This window comes from Flavobacterium sp. RSP49, assembly GCF_003968735.1.
In the GTDB taxonomy this organism is placed as follows: Bacteria; Bacteroidota; Bacteroidia; order Flavobacteriales; family Flavobacteriaceae; genus Flavobacterium.
The window spans coordinates 100,501-120,833 of sequence record NZ_RYDN01000005.1; the positions used below are offsets into that span (position 1 = coordinate 100,501).

The 20,333-nt window shown below is 34.5% G+C and carries 12 protein-coding genes; 4 read left to right on the forward strand and 8 right to left on the reverse strand.

The window, feature by feature from the left end; genetic code table 11:
• Positions 1 to 13: 13 nt before the first annotated feature.
• The 6 genes from EKM02_RS04515 to corA form a co-directional block, all read right to left on the reverse strand.
• The gene (locus EKM02_RS04515; protein WP_126452512.1) at positions 14 to 1,477 is read right to left on the reverse strand and encodes a RagB/SusD family nutrient uptake outer membrane protein; all 1,464 of its coding nucleotides are present in this window, start codon (positions 1,475 to 1,477) and stop codon (positions 14 to 16) included.
• A 4-nt stretch (positions 1,478 to 1,481) separates the two neighbouring features.
• Positions 1,482 to 4,493 (reverse strand): SusC/RagA family TonB-linked outer membrane protein, encoded by a 3,012-nt coding sequence (locus tag EKM02_RS04520; protein ID WP_126452514.1) that lies wholly within the window; start codon positions 4,491 to 4,493, stop codon positions 1,482 to 1,484.
• A 243-nt stretch (positions 4,494 to 4,736) separates the two neighbouring features.
• Positions 4,737 to 7,478: a histidine kinase gene (locus EKM02_RS04525; RefSeq protein ID WP_126452516.1), complete on the reverse strand. Its 2,742-nt coding sequence runs from the start codon at positions 7,476 to 7,478 to the stop codon at positions 4,737 to 4,739.
• 101 nt (positions 7,479 to 7,579) lie between these two features.
• Positions 7,580 to 8,779, reverse strand: a complete 1,200-nt coding sequence (locus EKM02_RS04530; RefSeq protein ID WP_126452518.1) for an acetate/propionate family kinase — start codon at positions 8,777 to 8,779, stop codon at positions 7,580 to 7,582.
• 142 nt (positions 8,780 to 8,921) lie between these two features.
• Positions 8,922 to 11,015 carry a phosphate acetyltransferase gene (gene pta, locus EKM02_RS04535; RefSeq protein ID WP_126452520.1) on the reverse strand — a complete coding sequence of 698 codons (2,094 nt, stop codon included), beginning with the start codon at positions 11,013 to 11,015 and terminating at the stop codon, positions 8,922 to 8,924.
• Positions 11,016 to 11,095: 80 nt separating this feature from the next.
• Positions 11,096 to 12,166 carry a magnesium/cobalt transporter CorA gene (corA, locus tag EKM02_RS04540; protein ID WP_126452522.1) on the reverse strand — a complete coding sequence of 357 codons (1,071 nt, stop codon included), beginning with the start codon at positions 12,164 to 12,166 and terminating at the stop codon, positions 11,096 to 11,098.
• Positions 12,167 to 12,495: 329 nt separating this feature from the next.
• Between corA and EKM02_RS04545 the strand changes: the two genes are divergently transcribed.
• On the forward strand, positions 12,496 to 15,057 hold the full coding sequence (locus EKM02_RS04545) for a zinc-dependent metalloprotease (protein WP_126452524.1): 2,562 nt from the start codon (positions 12,496 to 12,498) through the stop codon (positions 15,055 to 15,057).
• A gap of 257 nt (positions 15,058 to 15,314) precedes the next feature.
• Here the strand turns inward: EKM02_RS04545 and EKM02_RS04550 are convergent, their stop codons facing one another.
• Positions 15,315 to 16,040 (reverse strand): bacteriorhodopsin-like, encoded by a 726-nt coding sequence (locus EKM02_RS04550; RefSeq protein WP_126452526.1) that lies wholly within the window; start codon positions 16,038 to 16,040, stop codon positions 15,315 to 15,317.
• A 110-nt stretch (positions 16,041 to 16,150) separates the two neighbouring features.
• On the opposite strand from EKM02_RS04550, the gene EKM02_RS04555 reads away from it, so the two are divergent.
• Entirely contained in the window at positions 16,151 to 17,050 is a 900-nt protein-coding gene (locus tag EKM02_RS04555) for a Brp/Blh family beta-carotene 15,15'-dioxygenase (protein ID WP_126452528.1), read from the forward strand.
• Between the two features lie 100 nt (positions 17,051 to 17,150).
• Here the strand turns inward: EKM02_RS04555 and dnaK are convergent, their stop codons facing one another.
• Complete coding sequence (gene dnaK, locus EKM02_RS04560; protein ID WP_126452530.1) at positions 17,151 to 19,037, reverse strand: molecular chaperone DnaK; 1,887 nt, start codon at positions 19,035 to 19,037, stop codon at positions 17,151 to 17,153.
• Between the two features lie 383 nt (positions 19,038 to 19,420).
• On the opposite strand from dnaK, the gene EKM02_RS04565 reads away from it, so the two are divergent.
• Both EKM02_RS04565 and EKM02_RS04570 read left to right on the forward strand, forming a co-directional pair.
• Positions 19,421 to 19,597: a histone H1 gene (locus tag EKM02_RS04565; RefSeq protein ID WP_126452532.1), complete on the forward strand. Its 177-nt coding sequence runs from the start codon at positions 19,421 to 19,423 to the stop codon at positions 19,595 to 19,597.
• 239 nt (positions 19,598 to 19,836) lie between these two features.
• Positions 19,837 to 20,274 carry an acyl-CoA thioesterase gene (locus EKM02_RS04570; RefSeq protein WP_126452534.1) on the forward strand — a complete coding sequence of 146 codons (438 nt, stop codon included), beginning with the start codon at positions 19,837 to 19,839 and terminating at the stop codon, positions 20,272 to 20,274.
• Positions 20,275 to 20,333 lie beyond the last annotated feature (59 nt).

Sequence of the window (20,333 nt, forward strand, 5' to 3'; positions counted from 1 at the left end):
ACTGTTTTAAGAATTAATATCCAGGATTTTGAGTTGACAATCCAGACGCTTCGCTAATAAAGTTTTGTGGTAAAGGAAACACTTCATGTTTTCCTGCTACAAATGTTTTGCCATGAACAGCAAAAGCAGCTACAGCGCGAGCAGATCCTGTTCGAACTAAATCAAAAAATCTGTCGTGTTCAAAAGCCATTTCGACTCTTCTTTCTTTCCAAATTGCAATTTTTATATCCGCTTGTGAGGAGAATGTTGTATTGGCTAATCCGGCTCTAGTTCTTATTTGGTTCAATAAAACAATTGCTTCAGAAGTTTGATTTAATTCGTTCAGCGCTTCTGCTTTCATTAAGATCACTTCAGCATAACGCAAATACTTGATATTGGTATCTGAATTATCCTGACCAGAATAAGCGGAAGAATAGGCTTTGTAATTATACATTGGATTATCAGCATCGGCGGGAACTTTTCTTCCATCGTATAAAGTTGCGCCTCTAAACATAATTGTTGCATTTTTTCTGACATCATTCGCTTCATAAGCATTTAATAAACTTTGAGAAGGCGTATTGAAACCCCAACCCCAACCTTCGGTACCACGAGCACCTTGAGTTTGCGAATATTGTTTGATTCCTTGAGCAGGAAGAGATCCTCCTACACCTTGAATTTCAAATATAGATTCGGCATCATTTTCTCCAGCTAATCTAAACATAGATGCATAATCCGAAACAAGAGAATATCCGGTAACTAAATTGCAATTGTCAATCACTTTTTGCCAATTTTTTTGGTACAAATTTACTTTGGCTAACAAGGCATAAGCAGCTCCTTGAGAAGCTCTTCCTTTTTCGGAAGCGTTGTAAGCAGCTTTATTTGGTAACGCTGCAATCGCGTCAATTAAATCATTTTCAATAAATGCATAGACTTCTGCAGTTGATTTACGCGTTAATTGCATAATTCGATCTTCATCAGAAGAAGGATTTGGCAAACGATCTACAATGGGAACACCACCATAGGTTTTGACCAAAGTAAAATACATGAAAGCACGCAAAAACTTAGCTTCGCCAATTAATCTACTACGCAAAGCAGCATTAGCCTGATCTAATTGAGGAATAATATTTAATGCTTGGTTGCATCTGTTGATCCCTTCGTAATTGGCTGCAAAAATTTCAGTGGTCGAAGGACTTGATGGATTATAGGTCAAGGCATCTAATAAGTCTTTATCAGAACCTGTGTCACTTGGTGATGATCCTTTATCGGCATCATCAGAAGCAATACTAGAAACCCCATTCCAAGAAAAGGAAGACATATTCCAATCTAAAAACTTATTATAAATTGCAGTAACAAAAGTTGCTGCACCGGCATCATTGTTTAATAATGCAACATCTTTGGTAGAAATAGATTCGGTTTGATCTACGTCTAAATACTCATCTGAACATCCTGAAATAAAGCAAGCGGATAGAACAAAAACGGAGATATATATTTTTTTCATACTCTTAAAATTTTAAATTAGCACCAATTACAAATGATCTCAAAGTAGGATAAGCATCTAGCTCGATTCCCTGACTTCCATAAGGATCACCATTTCCATTCAATTCAGGTGAAAAACCAGAGAATTTTTGTGTAATTAATGGATTGATCGCATTAACATATATTCTGCAAGAGTTTATAAAATCTCCTTTTAACGGAATTTTATATCCTAAAGTAATATTGTTGATTCTAAAAAAGTCACCTGATTCTAAATAATAAGTAGAAGCTACCGGAACTTGATTGAATGCTGCTGGATTAGAAGCTGTTGTATTGTTTATGGTCCAGAAATCAGTAGCTAGAGACTCTTCGATGTTTTCGTTTCCAAAACGTTGTGCTTTTTTACCATTGTACACTTTAGCTCCTGAAGTTCCGTACCCATCAACGGAGAAGTCAAAGTTTTTATAGTTCAGTCCTAAAGTAACTCCATACGTTGAAGTGGGTAAAACAGATCCTACATATTTTTTATCTGCATCATTCAAGGTTCCTTGACTCACTTTTTCGCCTGCTGTATTGTAATACAACATAGCTCCATTTGTAGGATCAAAACCCGCGTATTCGTACATAAAGAAACTACCTAATGGTTGACCAACAGAACTATTGTCTAATACTTTTGTGTTTTGTCCGTTTCCTAAGCTTCCACCAAGACGTTGTGGTAACCTAACATCTTTTAGCCCTGAAAGTTCATTTTGGTTATTTGAAAAATTACCTCCAACCCAATAACTCAAATTATCAACTAATTGATCATCCCAACGCAAAGCAATTTCATATCCTTTGTTTGACACTTCACCCACATGTGCAGGAGAATCATTACTTATTCCAGAGGTAATATAAGGTCTTGTATATAAAATAACATTTGTTGTGGTTTTGTCATACACATCAAAAGAACCTTTTAATCTGCTATTCAAGAATTCAAAATCGATACCTGCAGAAGCTTCCTCGGTAATTTCCCAGGATAAGCTAGGATCAATCTGAGAATTAATCGTAGTTCCTTCACTTAACAATATGGAACCTCCTAAAGGATAGCTCAATCCTGAAGAAAACGCTTGATTGTTAAGCGGTACGTTTTGGTTCCCCAGTTTACCCCAACCACCTCTTAATTTCAATAAATTAACTCCTTTGACATCCGCCATAAAACCTTCGTTGGTGATAATCCAACCTAAACCAAAGGCAGGAAAGGTTCCCCAACGGTAGTTTTTCCCAAAATTAGAAGAACCATCGCGTCTTAGCGTTCCCGTAATTAAGTAACGATCCATTAATTTATATTGGAAACGACCAAAATAAGAAGCTAATTTACTTTCATTAGACACTGCATCAGTATAGTTCATTATATCGGCGGAGTAATCAACTCCGTTTAAAGCCCAATAATTAGCATCTGCATTTACATTTTTTCTGGTAACAGTCAATGTTTCTCTAGACCCTCTAATGGAAGTTTCAATTCCTCCGGTAAGTTCCACATCATGAATTTCCCCAAGAACTTTCTTATAGGTAAAGTAATTCGTTAAATTCCAATTGAAATATTGGGATCTCCCTTTTGTCAATAAATTTAAAGGAACTCCCTCATTAGCTGCTTCATAATCCGCAGCACTTGTATTTGGGTTGCGCGCCATCCAGATTCCTCGTGAATCAGAAAAGTTATAATTTTTCCAAGAATAGTATTCCCCATTAAATTGGGAAGTAAAGTTCAAAGACTCTAAAATTTCATAATCTAATTTCAAACCACCCTGCAAAGTCAAACTCCTTTGCTCTTCATCAAAAAAGTCCAATTGCGCTACCGGATTGCCCACATTGTTAAATAAATTACCAGAAGTACCTGCAAAACCATTTGCGCCTACTAGAGGAACCCCATATTGACCATCAGGAAAAAAAACAGGAACAATTGGTGATTGTTTATAAGCGGTGGTAAAAGCGCCCAAAGGTTTGGGAGTTGAATTAGTCGAACCAAAACTAAAGTTCTGACTTAAGGTTATCTTATCAGAAATCTTATACTCATTATTATTTCTAAAGGTGGTACGACCATAATCTAATCCGTTAAGAATACCTTTTTCTTCATAGTTTCCAATACTGAAAAAATATTTGATCTTTTCTGTTGACCCGGAAACCGAAACGTTATTTTGAGTATACATTCCTGTTCTGGTAATAGCATCAAACCAATCTGTATTTACCGGTTGATCTTGCGAGAAAGTAGTAGTTTGCAAAGCGGAATTCGAATAATGCGAAAACTTGTTACTTCCTGCCATTTTCACTTTTTTCAAAGGCTGTCTAAAACCTACAAAAGTTTCAAATTCTACTAAAACTTTATCACCTTTCCCTTTTTTGGTGGTAATAATGATAACTCCATTGGCCGCTCTGGTGCCATAAATAGCAAGAGAAGAAGCATCTTTCAAGATCTCATAAGAAGTAATATCATTAGTATTGATGTTATTAATGTTATCTGTAGGCATCCCATCTACAACAAATAAAGGAGTTCGCCCCCCAATTGCCGTTCCTAAACCTCTAATGACTACCGTAGGTGAACTACCCGGTACATCCGAAGAAATGACTTGAACTCCCGCAGCTTTACCTTGTATGGCTTGCGAAGCATTCAAGACTTTAGTTTTAGAAATTTCTTCCGCTTTCAATGAAGTAATAGAGGACGTATTATCAATTATTTTACGGGTTCCGTACCCAATAACAACCACTTCATCTAATTGAGTGTCTTGATCTTCTTGCAGAACAACAGCCATACGGTTTAACGACGCAGCTAACGACGTTGATTCAAAACCTAACATCGACATTTGTAAAATTTCACCTTCTGCTGCCCTAATTTCAAAATTCCCATCAAAGTCAGTAGTTGTATTCGTTTTTGAATCAACAGCCACTATAATGGCGCCCGGAATTCCTATGCCATTTTTATCTGATACCTTTCCTTTAATTACTTGACCAGACATATATGCCGGAAGTAGAATGAGTGCTAAAAAGCCCAAAATAAAATTTCTCATATAGTATTAATTTGTTAATATATTGCTAAAGCTAAAGTAGATAATTACAACGTTATAGTGAACAGAACAGAGTTACTACATAAATACATCAAAAAATAAAAATAGCAAAACAAATCAATGATTGGAAGTCGTTAATAAAGAAAACGGGTATTGCAATAGATATCCATGATGTAATAATGATGTATTGTAATTTCAAAAAAATACAACACATTAACTACAGTATCTATAAAAAAAAGAAGGTATTTATATGTTTAACAAAAATTTAGAAAGGTTTTCATCCTGAGTAAGAGTTAATTTTTTTCTAAGGCGATACCGTTGCAACTCAACTCCTCTAAATGAAATGTTCATCATTGGAGCAATTTCTTTAGAAGAAAGATTCATTTTTAAGTAAATACAAAGTTTAATATCCTTAGAGGTAAGGTTGGGATATTTCTTTGCTAGCTTGACAATAAATTCATTGTGAATCTGATTTAGGTTGGTCTCAAAAGTCTCCCATTCATGTTTATTCAAGGCATTTATTTTTATCACTTTTTTGATGTCACTTTTTAGTTTATTAAAGTCCAATTCAGAGTCTAAAATGCCTTGAATACGTTCTATCATTTCACTTTGTTTTGCTATGGAAAGAGACTTACCGGCAACCTCAGATGACTTTGTTTGCAATTCGAGTTCCAAAATGTGCTTTTCATATTCTTGAATATTCAACTTGTTTTGGGCTTTTAATTCCATTTCCAAAATTTTATTTTGATGTTTTAACTCCTCATCACGAAACTTTAATTTTTGAACATATCGTATTTTATTCCACTTATAATATAGGTATAATATTGTGCTTATCACAAAAAGATACAACGAGATCATCCAAAAAGAAAAATACCAAGGCTTAGCCACAATGAATTGAAAATTAGAAATTGTAGTGTAATTCAGCCCATCATTTCCGTAAATAGTAACGCTATGAGCGCCACTGCTAAGGTTATTCAAAACAATCAATCCTTGCTTGATGGGTATAAAATGAGACGTGTTAGTGGTTTTATAAAATAAATTTGGCTTTGCTGCTCCAAATTTTCCAGATATTACATATATCTTCAACTCTGAATTGTACTTTATACTTGATTTATCCTCAATCAAACTATCTTCAGTAAAAGCTTCTATTTTTATATTCGTATTTTGTTTTTTTTCTTGTTGTAACTGAAGTGAAATAAAACCATCGTCAAGATTTAATAAATAACTTTCGTTGTTTTTAAAAATTTTCAAATTGTCATTGATAATCTTACCTGAGTAATATTTTTCCTGAATAACATTCCAAACAAATTTATTTGCATTGGCATAAATATGATACAAAAGACCACTCTGAAGTACTATGAATTGATTTTCGTCAATAGCGGCAATATTGGATATATTTTTGAAATTAGAATTAAATAATTTATTTTTCTCGAGTTGGTTCGTGATTGAATTATAAGTGTACCAAAACTTATTTATCAGAAAAAGAATTTCATTTCGGAATTCAAATATTTTCACGCCAAAATCATTCTCAATCTTACTGTGCTGGGTAATGTTTTCGACCTGTGTTTCATAGGCATCATTGTATTTGATCAAATACAAGCCTCTATAATTATCTGCAGCCCATATTTCATTTTTTCGATTTTGAGCTACATATTTTATAGGCTTCAAAAGACCTTTTATAACTTTTTTCTGATTTAAATCATTCTTGTCGTTGTAAATAATAATACCGCTGTAAGTAGCTTGCAAATAGGAATTGTTGATGCCACTTTTTACTAAATTCCAACCGCCATTTACCGTATTTAATTTAGAGATGCTTCCGTCCTTGTAAACAAAAGTACCTTCATTATGTCCTATAAGAAATTTATTGTTTATTTTACTGATGTTCCAAGCTTGCCCTTGTGTAGTTGGAATCAAAGAGAGTTCCTTATCCTCATATTTAAAAACCCCGTGATTGGAAGCCATTAAATAGCCTTTGGTAGTACTTGCAACTGAATACACCGAACCTAAAATCCCAGAATTATCATAAAAAATTGAGATGGGAGAATTGACTTCAACATGGGCAATTCCATTATCCAAGCCAAGCCATAAATCATTTTCTTTGTCCAACCCCATGCTCAAAATCGAGTTGTTCATCAATACATTATTTCTATTAATGTTTTTATAGGAATTGGTTTTTAAATCAAACAGATACAACCCTTTGCTGGCAGTTCCAATAACTAATTTATTATTTTTTATAAACGCCGCTGCATTGATATTAGCCGTTTTCAAAATAGCGTTTAAAGGATTTTTCCAAGGACTCAAAACACCTTTTTCATCAATGTAAACTCCATTTTTTTTTGTAAAAATATAGGTTTTGTTTTGGAACTTTTCTACAGCATGAATCACATTATTTTCTAATATGGACCATCTTTGAATTTTTTCAAAAGTGGAATTATTCATTTTATAGATTCCATTTTTTACTGAAGCAACGAGCAACTGATCGTCAACTACGAAACAATAAGAAATCAAAAAAGAAAACTTTTCCTTCTTGATTGCTTTTCCATCAAACAAAAAAATCCCATTGAATGATTGAAAGTGAATTTTTCCATTGAACTTAAATATCTTCCAAATTTCTTCATTATCACTATCTTCAAAAACCTTCGTTTTATCAGAAAGGGAGACGTACAACATTTTTCCATTTTTTCTGTACCAATACCCAAATTCTTTATAAGAACCCGAATAAATCCTGTCGCCATCCACAAGTATCGAACGGATAATCGTTTTGTTGGGCAGTGTGTATTTCTCCCATTTTACACCATCATATCGCAACAAATAATAATTATTAGCAAAGTACATTGCGTCATCATTTCCCTGGGCTACATTCCAAATCTGGTTGTCGCCTTTATAATCTGATTTGTTATAATTTTCCACAAAAGGAAGTAGCTCCTGAGCAAAAAGTTGGGATGAAATAAAAGATAAAAGGATTATTATTGTAATTTTTACTTTCAAAACGCGGCATTTTTTATCTCCAAATATAGATAGATTTCTTAAATAAAAGGCATAAAAAAAACGTCTGAATACAGACGCTTTTTTTAGAACAGAGAATTTTCTTAATTTTTTAATAATTCAAATACCTGATTGGCAATTTCGATTTCCTCGTTCGTTGGTACGATCAATATTTTAGTTTTTGATTCCGGTTTATTGATTTCTCGAATTTTTTTTGAACGAACTTCATTTTTACCTTGATCCAGTTCAATTCCAAAATATTCCATCTCCGTACATACTAACTTTCTGATGTACGAAGAATTTTCTCCAATTCCCGCCGTAAAAACAATGGCATCCAATCCATTTAAAACTGCCGTGTAAGAGCCAATATATTTTTTTATTCGGTAGGCGTTCATGGCCAGTGCCAACTGACAATCTGCATTTCCCGCTTCTGCATTTGCTTCAATATCTCTTAAATCACTGTATCCCGTAAGCCCAAGCATTCCGCTTTGTTTTTGTAACATATCGTTCACGGTTTCAAACGAATACCCCAAAGAATTTACCAGGTAAAAAATCACTGATTGATCAATATCACCACTTCGAGTTCCCATGATCAAACCATTCATTGGAGCAAATCCTAACGTATGATCGATACTTTTTCCGTCTTTTATAGCAGTCATACTGCAACCGTTTCCTAAATGTATTGTTATGATTTTAGTCCCTTTATTCTTAAAATTTTGCTGTAAATAACCAATCGCTTGTTCTGAAACATATTTGTGGCTTGTTCCGTGAAAACCATACACACGAATTTTATTTTCTGTCAAAAGATAATTGGGCACCGCGTATTTGTGTGCCACAACAGGAATAGTTTGATGAAATGCAGTATCAAAAACAGCTACTTGTTGGGCCGAGTTAAAAATTGCTTCGGCAACATTTATCCCTTCTAAATTGGCAGGATTGTGCAAGGGTGCTAAATCAAAAAGCTGTCTGATTTTATCTTTTACCTCATTGGTAATGATTACCGTATTCGAAAAAGCGCTTCCACCATGCACCACACGATGCCCGACAGCTTCTATTTCATCCGTACTTTTAATCACTCCAACTTTTTCATCCATCAATAATTTAGCGATTTTTTCCAACCCAATTTTATGGTTAGCAATAGCTAAAGTCTCTTCTAATTTAGTCGCTTTGGTTACGTAAGTTAGATTCGAAGTTTCCAGTCCTATTCTGTCAATCATTCCCGAACAAATCACTTCATTTTCCGGTATTGTGATTAATTGGTATTTTATTGAGGAACTTCCGGCGTTTATAATTACTATTTTCATTATTTATTGTTTTTCTTCTCCCATCCCAAAGTTTCGGGACTCTATATAAAAGAGAGACTAGGTAGCACTAAGTTATAAATATATTTTCTGTTTTTTTACTTTTAAACCGTTAATCAATTAAACGATTAAACCTTTACCTTTTTTACAATCCTTGCGCTTGAATGGCTGTAATCACTACGGTATTTATAATATCATCAACGGTACAACCGCGGCTTAAATCATTAACAGGCTTGTTCAAACCCTGTAACATGGGGCCAATTGCCAACGCGCCAGTCTCTCTTTGTACTGCCTTGTAAGTATTATTGCCTGTATTTAAATCCGGAAAAATCAAAACACTCGCTTGTCCTGCCACTTCTGAGTTTGGCATTTTGCTTTGTCCCACACTCATGTCAACTGCAGCATCATATTGAATGGGTCCTTCAATTTTTAAATCGGGACGTTTCTTTCTCACAATTTCTGTAGCCGTTCGCACTTTATCAACCTCATTTCCTTTGCCGGAGAAGCCGGAAGAATAGGAAAGCATGGCAATTTTGGGTTCAATTCCGAAAGCCAAACTCGAATCAGCGGATGAGATGGCTATTTCGGCAAGTTGCTCCGCTGTAGGATTTGGATTAATGGCACAATCCCCAAAAACAGAAACTCTATCCTCTAGGCACATAAAAAATATCGATGAAACTACAGAACAATTGGGTTTTGTTTTAATGAATTGCAAAGCAGGCAAAATAGTGTGCTGCGTAGTATGTGCTGCACCGGAAACCATACCGTCCGCATGTCCTTTGTACACCATCATCGTTCCAAAATACGAAACATCTTCCATTAAGTCTTTGGCCATTCCTAGAGTTACATTTTTTGCTTTTCGCAACTCAAAGTACGTATTTACATAATCATCATACTGATCTGACTCGATGGGATTAATAATTTTAACTTTCGAAAAATCAAAGTCCAGCCCCAACTCCGCGACTTTATTTTCTACTTCTTTTTTGTTGCCAATAATCGAAATATCGACCACATCCATTGCTAATAATCGTGAAGCAGCCCTAATAATTCTTTCATCATTTCCTTCCGGTAACACAATATGTTTTCTATGTTTTCTGGCTCTTTTGACTAAATTATATTGAAACATTTTTGGTGTCATGCCTTCGGCTTCAAAAGTGATAAGCTTCTCAGCCAAATTATCTATGTCCACATATTTTGCAAAAGTAGTAATCGAGATTTCAATCTTCTGTTTGTTATCCGCATAAATTTGGGATTTGATAGCCCCAATTTTATTAGTAATATAGTAGGTTCCTTCTTCAACGGCAATAATTGGAACAACTGGGGCAAGACCTTCTATTAATTTTAAAATACTAATCTCTGGCAAAATATTACCTGTTAAAACAATTCCTGAAATAGCGGGATAATTTATGGATTCATTGGCTTGCAGCGCCCCTAGAATAATATCTGCACGGTCTCCGGGAGTTATCACCAGACTGTTTTCTTTTAAATGCAACAAATAATTACACAATTGCATCGCCCCTACACTAAAGTTCCCGGTTTGATTGTTTAGATGGGCGGCACCAAATAAGACTTTGGCATCCAACTTATTCACAATCTCCTGAACGGTAGGATTATTCAAATTAGGAATCAATGGAATAGCATTTACCAGAAGACCTTCTGGTAAACTTTTTTTCAATCCATTGGTCACTAACTCAATGTTTTCAGGTTGCACTTTATTGGCTATTACCGCTAAAACCTCGACATCCTTTACCTTGAATGAATCATAGGCTAAATAAAGACTGTCTATTAGTTCTTCTAATGTTTTACCTACTCCGGAACCTACAATAATGGTTGGGATACCTAGATTTTTAGCAATCAGAACATTCATGTCTAACTCAATAACGGTTCCTTCCCCACTAAAACCAGTTCCTTCTACTAGAACAAAATCAAAACGCTCTTCTAATTTTTTATACTTTTCAATAATTAAGTCCAGCACCTCTCCTATTTTTCCCTTATTCTTCTTTTTGATTAACTTGCTTTTTGTAATGGCATAGGCATCCTCAAATTCTATATCCAACCCAAAATGGCCCATGACTGTTTCAATGTGATTGTCAAATCCACCTTCTTCAAAATCCTCAACAATGGGCCTAAAATAACCTACTTTAGCAGTTTTACCAATCAATATACTCATCAAGCCCAAAGTTATAATTGACTTCCCACTATTTTGTTCCGTTGTTGCTACATAAATGGCTTTACTCATTTTTCTATATTTGTATTAATTCCAAAACAAATTGGAGGTCCTATTATTATTTAATATTTTTTTGCACTACCGTTTTTATATTAAAACCACTGGCGTCTTTTAAAATATATAATCATTCCTATTACGATCAAAAACATAGCCCCCATAACGGTATGATAGCCATATTGGTATTTAAGTTCCGGTAAGTTTTCAAAATTCATTCCATACACACCTACAATAAATGTAAGCGGAATAAAGATTGCTGAAACAATAGTCAGTGTTTTCATAATCTCATTCATCTTATGTGTTTGTGCCGAGAAAAAAAAATTAGAGGCACTTTCTAATGACCCCATATCCGATTCTATTTGTTCTAAAAGTTCTAGGCTTTTTTGATGCAATCGCGCAAAAAAGCTAAAATTCTCTTTTTCTATCGCATTAAATACATTATCATCTTTGATGCTCTTTATGTTGTACAAAGAATCTCTAAGCGGAACTATGGAGCGCTTCAAAAAATTGAAATTATCCCTGTGTTTTTCGATTTTTTCTAAGATAATTGGGTTAGCACTTTGTTTGGAAAGATTGATGAGTTCCTCTACTTTATCTTCTTCGTTTTCTAAAGTGATGTAAAAATTTTCCATAATGGCATCTAAGAGAATGTACAACAAATAATCAGTTTTTTTGGTTCTCACAATGCCAGAATGCGTCCTAAGGCGTTCGCGAATATGCGTAAAAAAGTCACTACGCTTTTCCTGAAAGGAAATTAAGACCCCATCTTTGATCAAAAAACTAATTTGCTCTACGCTTATATTGTCTGAATTTCCTGTCGGAAGTAATGATTTTATGTTAAAAAACAAAACATCTGATAATTCTTCAACTTTAGTTCTTCGTGTAGTATTTAAAATATCAGCTAAAATGAAAGTATCTATTTTGAAATAATTCCCAATAGCTTTTATATATTCAGTATTACTTAGACCGTGTAGGTTAAGCCAATTATTTTTTTGCAGATCAATATATTTATCAAAATCCGAAACTTTAAAATCCTCATACTCTGTCAGCATTAAATCATCAAAAACAAACAATTGCATTTCCGATTTATTGTCCTTATGAATCCCGGTATATTCTAAATTGTTGGGTTGTAGTTTTCTGCCTTTCTTGTATTTAATTTTTCTCATACAGCGTCATTTGTATCATAATATTACAAAAACTTTTAAAAAAAATCCCTCTTCATTACTTTTACAGCTGTTGAAAAGGAAAAAAATATTCTTGGTCTATTTATTATAAAACAAAGATAAGGCGAAAAAACACATCCTTTCATGAGAAAAATCATATTATGATATTAAAAAATCTTATTATTTAATAAATGTTAATTATATGATTTTTTGTAAATTATTGGTCTGTTTTTAAAAATATATCAATAGATTTGGATTTTAATTGTAAAAAAGAAAAAATTCCTACTTATTTATTAAAGCTAATCCTTAACCTTTTTAAAACATTTAACTAAATGCTAAAAAAAAAACTAACCCTAATTATTGTATGTCTGCTATTTTTTTCCGTCCAGGAAACATTTGCCCAAAGTAAGAAAAAGAAAAAAACAGATAAAAATGCCGTAACAGCAGTTGACGCCAAAGCAGCTGATGCCAAAAAAGAGCCTAAACCCTATAAAAAAGTAGTTGATAGTAGTGCCGTTACTCAAAAAGGATTAATTGATGTTCATAAAATAGACAATAAGTATCTTTTTGAAATTCCTGATTCCCTATTAGGAAGTGAAATAATGACCATAACCCGATATTCTAAGACTCCGGCCGGGGGAGGAATTTTTGGCGGAGAAGAAATCAACAGACAAGTCGTTCGTTGGGAAAAAGGACTTAACAACAATATACTGCTGAGATCAATTACCTATGTCATTATGTCTCCAGATGAAGACAAACCAATGGCTAAAGCAGTTAAAAACTCCACTTCAGATCCAATTATTGGTAATTATGATGTACTTGCATACAAAAAAGATGATTCTGGAAAAATAACGGGCTATGTTCTCGATTTATCTGCAACATTTGATGCTGATGTTCAAACTTTTTCATTAGATCCAATTAAGAAACAATTATTAAACATTCAAACATTTCAAAAAGACAAATCATTTATTTCAAAAATAAGTAGTTTTCCTATAAATACTGAAATAAGAAGTGTAAAAACATTTACAACTACACCGCCGAAAATCAATACAACACCAACGCCAAAAATTGGAGTTGATTTACCTTCGGCTCTAGATGCTGGTGTACTCACTGTAGAAATAAATACGTCTATGATTTTATTGCCAAAAACTCCTATGCGCAAAAGAGAATTTGATGCGCGTGTGGGATATTTCGCAAATCAATACGGTGTTTTTGAAGAAGAATCCCAAAAGTCCGACACCAAAGTATTTGCTGTCAGATGGCGTTTAGAGCCTAAATCTGCCGAAGATGCTCAAAAACAAAAAAATGGTGAATTGATAGAGCCTTTGAAACCAATTGTATATTATATTGACCCAGCTACACCCGATAAATGGAAAAAATTCATCAAACAAGGAATTGATGATTGGCAGATTGCTTTTGAAAATGCAGGTTGGAAAAACGCTATTCGTGGAGAATATTGGCCAGAGAACGATCCTACTATGAGCCTAGAGGATGCTCGTTTTTCAGTATTAAGATATTTCGCTGCTGAAATTCAAAACGCGTATGGACCAAATGTTCATGATCCTAGAAGTGGTGAGATTCTAGAGAGTCACATTGGTTGGTACCACAATATCATGAGCCTTTTGAGAAACTGGTATTTGATTCAGACTGCTGCTGTCGATCCGGCTGCTAGAGCTAAGAAATTTGATGATAAGTTAATGGGAGAACTCATTCGTTTTGTGTCTTCACATGAGGTAGGACATACATTAGGCTTGCGCCACAATATGGGAGCTAGCTCTGCCACTCCTGTTGAAAAACTAAGAGATAAAGACTACCAAGAGCAAAACGGACATACTTCATCTATAATGGATTATGCACGTTTTAATTATGTTGCACAACCAGAAGATGGCGTGACCAGTTTATTTCCTAGAATTGGAGACTATGACAAATGGGCTATTAAGTGGGGATACTCTTACTTTCAAGATACAAAAACGGAAGCAGAAGAGAAAGCTTTTTTGAATGAAATGACTAAGGAAGCCTACAAAAACCGTCGTTTATGGTTTGGGTCAGAAACCAGTCCTTATGATCCAAGATATCAAACGGAAGATATTGGTGACAATGCCATGAGAGCCTCTGAATATGGTATTAAAAATCTAAAAAGAATTTTACCTAATTTACTAGAATGGTCTAAAGAAGATGGCGAAAGTTATACTGAACTGGATGAACTTTATGGTGCACTTACCGGTCAGTTTAAAAGGTATATGGGACATGTAACGAAAAATGTAGGTGGAATATATGATAGTCCAAAAACGTATGACATGACTGGTAATCAATTTGAAGTAGTACCAAAAAGCATACAGAAAGATGCTGTAGCTTTCTTGAATACCCAGTTATTCACCACGCCAAAATGGTTGTTGAATCAAGATATTCTTTCAAAAATTAACCCAGAAAATGGTGTCGAAGCGATTAAAGGAATGCAGGATGCCACCTTAAACAGTTTGTTAGCTGGAGATAGAATGGTTCGTCTTTTAGAAACCTCCTCGGTGAGTAAAGACAACTATTCTGTAGATGAATTAATAACCGATTTGAACAAAGGAATTTTCTCTGAACTGAAAAATAAAAATTCTATTGACATCTACCGCAGAAACATCCAGAAATTGTATGTAGACAAGATGATTGAATTACTAAAACCAGGTACGGCAAGCGTTAGATCTGTTCCGGTAGGAGTCACTTATGGTTTCACCACCAGAAAAGTCAATCTGACGCAAACGGATTTACCATCTATTGCAAGAGGTCAACTGAATAGTTTACAAAATGAATTGAAGTTATCTACCTCTAGAATGTCAGATCGAATGAGCAAATATCATGTTCTCGATTTAATTTCCAGAATAGCAGAAGCTTTAGATCCTAAATAATAAAGGTAAAAGGTACAATGTGTAACAACATTTTACCTTTTTTTAATGCCCTCTTGAATAGGAATTCAATGCTAAGTACACCGTAGGACGCACAATGCAGAGACGCACTGCAGTCCGTCTCTGCGGACATAACGACGACAGAATAATAATTCAAACCCGACCTGTTTATAAAACAGGTCGGGTTTTTATTTAATCAATATAAAAAAACCGAGCTATTTCTAGCTCGGCTTTAGTGAACAAATAAAAATAGGTTTTTGTTAGTTTGTTTGTGATTTTGAAGCAAGAGTGTAGATTACTAATCCAAACCCTATTTTGTTGATAGCATCCGCGATGTTGTAAACTGCATCAACGCTTCCTTTACCAAAAATACCCGTATACCATCCATCAGTTCCTAGCATGTAACCTAATGGGTAAATTGCCCATCCTACAAGCACGAACCAACATAGTATTTTGTGTGCATCAAGTGTGTTTCCACCGGCAGCTTTGGCCAATTTAGCGGCCTCACCAATCCATATTTCATAAACAATCAAGAAATAAGCTATTCCTGAAACTGCTCCCCAAGCTGCTGCATTACTAGGATCAACGACCTCTCCCCAATATCCTGTAACTAACATGACAAGAGAGTAGATAATCATTTTCCATAATAAAGACTGTTTTGCACCTGCTACTTTTAGTATCAGGTAAAACTCTAAACACATTAATGGCACCGTCAATACCCAGTCGACATAACGGAAAAAAGTGGGCGACTCACCGAAACTTGCCCAATAATCTCTCATGTAGAAATAATGTACTGCAGCAATAAAAGTAATCAAACCTGAAACCAACACTGAAGTACGCCATTTTTTATCAAACTGGCTCAGCGATAAAAAGAAAAATGCAGATGCAGCCATCATAGCCATGCAACCTACGAAGAAAGTAAAACCTACATAATCCGTAGGCGATAACTTTCCGACTAGTCCTGAAATAAACATGAAATTTGTCATAGTTAAAAAATTAGGTTATTTTTTTGTTCATGTAAATATAGGTATTGTTCAACAAAAAAAATTATTTTTGTCTATTATTTTTTACATATCTTTAAACAATAATTAAGCTTATGAAAAATTATTTCAATATTGCAATTGTAGCAAGCTTTTTCGGATTATGGATGGATTCTTATTTTTCTCATCAGATCCAAATTATTTTGGGATTTTTATTGATATTTTCATTTGGAATTCTCCATGGCGCTAATGATTTGCTATTGATAAAAAACATAAACACAATAAAAGGAAGGAACTCATGGTTTAAGATTTTAGGATATTATGTTATGGTAGTGTTAACAGGGGTACTTTTATTTTATACCATTCCGCTATTTGCTTTATTATTGTTTATTATTGTCAGTTCTTATCATTTTGGTGAGCAACAATGGCAAAAATTAAAAGAAGACTTTCCAAAAATATTGGTTTTTACTTTCCAATTCCTCTATGGATTTATTATTTTACTGCTTCTCTTTAATTTTCACACCGTTCAAGTTCAAAATATTATTTTGAAAATTACAAGTGTAAGTATCCCCATCCCCTATTTTTTACTGTTGATTAAATATGCATTACCTCTTTTTCTTTTTTTATGTATTTATATTTTTTGGAAATCACAAGCGTTGAGAAAAAAAATGCTTCTCGAACTTTTTTTTATGGTGTTATTTACAATCCTATTTAAAGCGTCGAGCTTAATCTGGGGTTTTGCTATCTACTTTGTCTTATGGCACAGTATTCCGTCAATAATAGACCAAATAAAATATTTAAATGGCTCCTTTTCAATTAAAAATTTTATTGAATATTGCAAGGCTGCGGGGATATATTGGTTGATTTCAATAATTGGGATTACAGTGATTTACTTACTATTTAGAGATGAACAATTATTCAATGCTTTGTTTTTCTCTTTTCTTGCTGCCATTACGTTTCCACATGCTGTAGTAATAGCGCGAATGTTTAAGGGACAGATAACCGTATCAGAGTAATTGTACTGAAAAAAAATTTCATAAAAAAACCGTTTACCCAATGTGGTAAACGGTTTTAGTTATAAAAAATAGAGATGCAATAAATCACATCTCTAAATAATTATTTTACTTCTTCAAATTCAACGTCTTCAACATTGTCGCCTTGAGCAGCTTCACCTTCTGGTTTAGATGCTGCTTGACCTTGTTCTCCTTCAGCATACATTGCTTCAGTTGCTTTTTTCCATGCTGCATTGATGTTGTCAAGAGCCGTTTGAATTGCAGGAATATCTTGAGATTGGTGCGCCATTCTCAATTCAGTCAATGCATATTCTACAGCTACTTTATTATCATCAGATAATTTAGCACCAAGTTCTTTCAATTGTGTTTCAGTTTGAAAAATCATTCCATCTGCTTCGTTCAATTTTTCAGCTCTTGATCTAGCGATTTTGTCAGATTCTGCATTAGCTTCAGCATCTTGTTTCATTCTTTCGATTTCTTCAGATGTTAATCCAGAAGAAGCTTCGATACGAATATCGTGAGATTTTCCTGTTCCTTTGTCCGTTGCAGAAACTTTGATGATACCATTAGCATCAATGTCAAAAGTCACTTCAATTTGTGGAACCCCTCTTGGTGCTGGTGGAATACCGTCTAAGTTAAAACGACCAATTGTTTTGTTATCAGCAGCCATAGCTCTTGCTCCTTGAAGAACGTGTAGTTCAACTGTTGGTTGAGAATCTGCCGCTGTGGAGAAAACTTGAGATTTTTTAGTTGGGATAGTTGTATTAGACTCAATAAGAGTCGTCATAACACCACCCATAGTTTCGATACCTAAAGACAAAGGTGTAACATCAAGTAACAATACATCTTTTACATCTCCAGAAAGAACTCCTCCTTGAATCGCTGCTCCAATGGCGACAACTTCATCAGGGTTAACTCCTTTAGACGCTTTTTTACCAAAGAATTTTTCCACTTCTTCCGCAATTCTTGGCATACGAGTAGAACCTCCAACCAAAATAACTTCGTCAATATCAGAAACAGATAAACCTGCATCTTTAAGCGCTTTAGCCACTGGTGCCATAGAACGTTTTACTAATGAATCAGTCAATTGCTCAAATTTAGCTCTTGTCAATTTTTTTACTAAGTGTTTTGGTCCTGAAGCTGTAGCGGTTACGTAAGGCAAGTTGATTTCAGTTTCCGCAGAAGAAGACAATTCAATTTTTGCTTTCTCAGCAGCTTCTTTCAAACGTTGCAATGACATTGGGTCAAGACGTAAGTCAATCCCTTCTTCCGTTAAGAAATCAGCAGCTAACCAGTCAATAATTTCGTGGTCAAAATCATCTCCACCAAGGTGAGTATCACCATTTGTAGACAATACTTCAAAAACTCCGTCTCCTAATTCAAGAACAGAAATATCAAAAGTACCACCACCTAAATCGTAAACGGCAATTTTTTGATCTTTACCTTTTTTATCCAAACCGTAAGCAAGAGCTGCAGCTGTAGGTTCGTTGATGATACGCATTACTTTAAGACCTGCAATTTCACCCGCTTCTTTCGTAGCTTGACGTTGTGCATCATTAAAATAAGCAGGAACAGTAATAACTGCTTCGGTAACAGTTTGACCTAAATAGTCTTCTGCTGTTTTTTTCATTTTTTGAAGTGTCATTGCTGACAATTCTTGTGCAGAGTATAAACGGCCATCAATATCCACACGTGGTGTATTGTTGTCTCCTTTTACTACTTTGTAAGAAACTCTTTTTGCTTCAGCTGTAATTTCGCCGAAAGAATGTCCCATGAAACGTTTGATAGAAGCAATAGTCTTAGTTGGATTAGTTACCGCTTGTCTTTTAGCAGGATCTCCTACTTTAATCTCTCCACCTTCAACAAAAGCGATGATCGATGGTGTTGTTCTTTTTCCTTCTGCATTAGGAATAACAACAGCTTCATTACCTTCCATTACAGAAACACAAGAGTTTGTCGTACCTAAATCAATTCCGATTATTTTACCCATTTTTACTATATTTAATTTTATTGTATACTTGTTTTAATGACTCGGAGTCGATAAGTCAATCTTTGTGCCAATACAAAAGGGGCTAATGAATTGTCAGTTTATGTTAAAATTGGCGTAAAAAAATCTGACAATATGACACCACAGAGAAGTTGTCATTCTTCCTAAAGTCGTCATTCTTGATCACAGGAATACTGAGATCTCACTTCTTATTTATTGCATAATTAAAGAAAGAGCGCATAATTTCATTCATTAATTTATAAAAAATGAATGTTTCTGACCCAGATAATAAAATAATGGTTCCCTAATGTTAATTTAAACCTCAAAACATCCCAATCTAAAAATCAAAATTCTATTTTTGCGCCCTAATTTAATACAGTACTATTATGAAAGATTTAGTTGCAAAAATCAACGCTGAATTCGAAACATTCAAAACAGAATCTGAGTCACTAACGGAGAAAGGTGTCAAAGCTGCCGGACCAAGAGCTCGCAAATCAACTTTGGAACTGGAAAAACTACTAAAAGAGTTTAGAAAAGTTTCTGTTGAAGAATCAAAAAAATAAATTACGCAGCAAGCATCAGCCCTTTGGATTTTCTGAAGGGCTTTTTTATTTAATAGGATTTTTTTTAATTGGGCTTCACTATTCAATATTTCTAATAGTGCTAAAAACATACCACAATAAATGGATCGGATTTATAATTTCATTAGCTTTCCACTTGCTTTTTGTCGTACTTTTGAATTTCAAAAAAAACCCAGTGCTTCCTTGATATCAAATCTTGGAAACATCTCTAAAAAAAAACAATGGCTTCATTTAAAAAAGAATTATCCTTTCGTTGGTCAGATCTTGATCCTAATTTTCACGTTCGGCACAGTGCTTATTATGACTTTGGCGCACAGCATCGTATCGAAATTCTGGAAAGTCTTGGTTTGACCATTAAGGTGATGCAGTCACAAGGCTTTGGCCCTATTCTTTTTAGGGAAGAATGTGTTTTTAGAAAAGAAATAAAGCTTTCTGACAACATTTTTATGCACACCAAAACTTCAAAAGTAAATGCGGATGCTTCCCGTTGGTCTATTGTTCATGAGTTTATAAATGAGGACAACAAATTATGTGCAACTATAACAGTTGATGGCGCTTGGATGGATCTCAAACTTCGCAAACTAGCCTCTCCTACTCCAAAAATTGCGCTTGAAGCCTTGAGTGTTTTTCCTAAAAGTGATCATTCTGCCACACTTTAAAGAAAGAACGATATATTGGCCTGTAAAATAGAAGCGTATCGTTGCTATTTTTCTAAGAA

Bases quoted from the DNA above. Each gene is read 5' to 3' on its own strand.
- EKM02_RS04530 (WP_126452518.1), bottom strand. From the start codon at position 8,779: ATGAAAATAGTAATTATAAACGCCGGAAGTTCCTCAATAAAATACCAA.
- EKM02_RS04570 (WP_126452534.1), top strand. From the start codon at position 19,837: ATGGCTTCATTTAAAAAAGAATTATCCTTTCGTTGGTCAGATCTTGAT.
- dnaK (WP_126452530.1), bottom strand. From the start codon at position 19,037: ATGGGTAAAATAATCGGAATTGATTTAGGTACGACAAACTCTTGTGTT.
- EKM02_RS04520 (WP_126452514.1), bottom strand. From the start codon at position 4,493: ATGAGAAATTTTATTTTGGGCTTTTTAGCACTCATTCTACTTCCGGCA.
- EKM02_RS04565 (WP_126452532.1), top strand. From the start codon at position 19,421: ATGAAAGATTTAGTTGCAAAAATCAACGCTGAATTCGAAACATTCAAA.
- EKM02_RS04515 (WP_126452512.1), bottom strand. From the start codon at position 1,477: ATGAAAAAAATATATATCTCCGTTTTTGTTCTATCCGCTTGCTTTATT.
- corA (WP_126452522.1), bottom strand. From the start codon at position 12,166: ATGAGAAAAATTAAATACAAGAAAGGCAGAAAACTACAACCCAACAAT.
- pta (WP_126452520.1), bottom strand. From the start codon at position 11,015: ATGAGTAAAGCCATTTATGTAGCAACAACGGAACAAAATAGTGGGAAG.
- EKM02_RS04545 (WP_126452524.1), top strand. From the start codon at position 12,496: ATGCTAAAAAAAAAACTAACCCTAATTATTGTATGTCTGCTATTTTTT.
- EKM02_RS04550 (WP_126452526.1), bottom strand. From the start codon at position 16,040: ATGACAAATTTCATGTTTATTTCAGGACTAGTCGGAAAGTTATCGCCT.
- EKM02_RS04555 (WP_126452528.1), top strand. From the start codon at position 16,151: ATGAAAAATTATTTCAATATTGCAATTGTAGCAAGCTTTTTCGGATTA.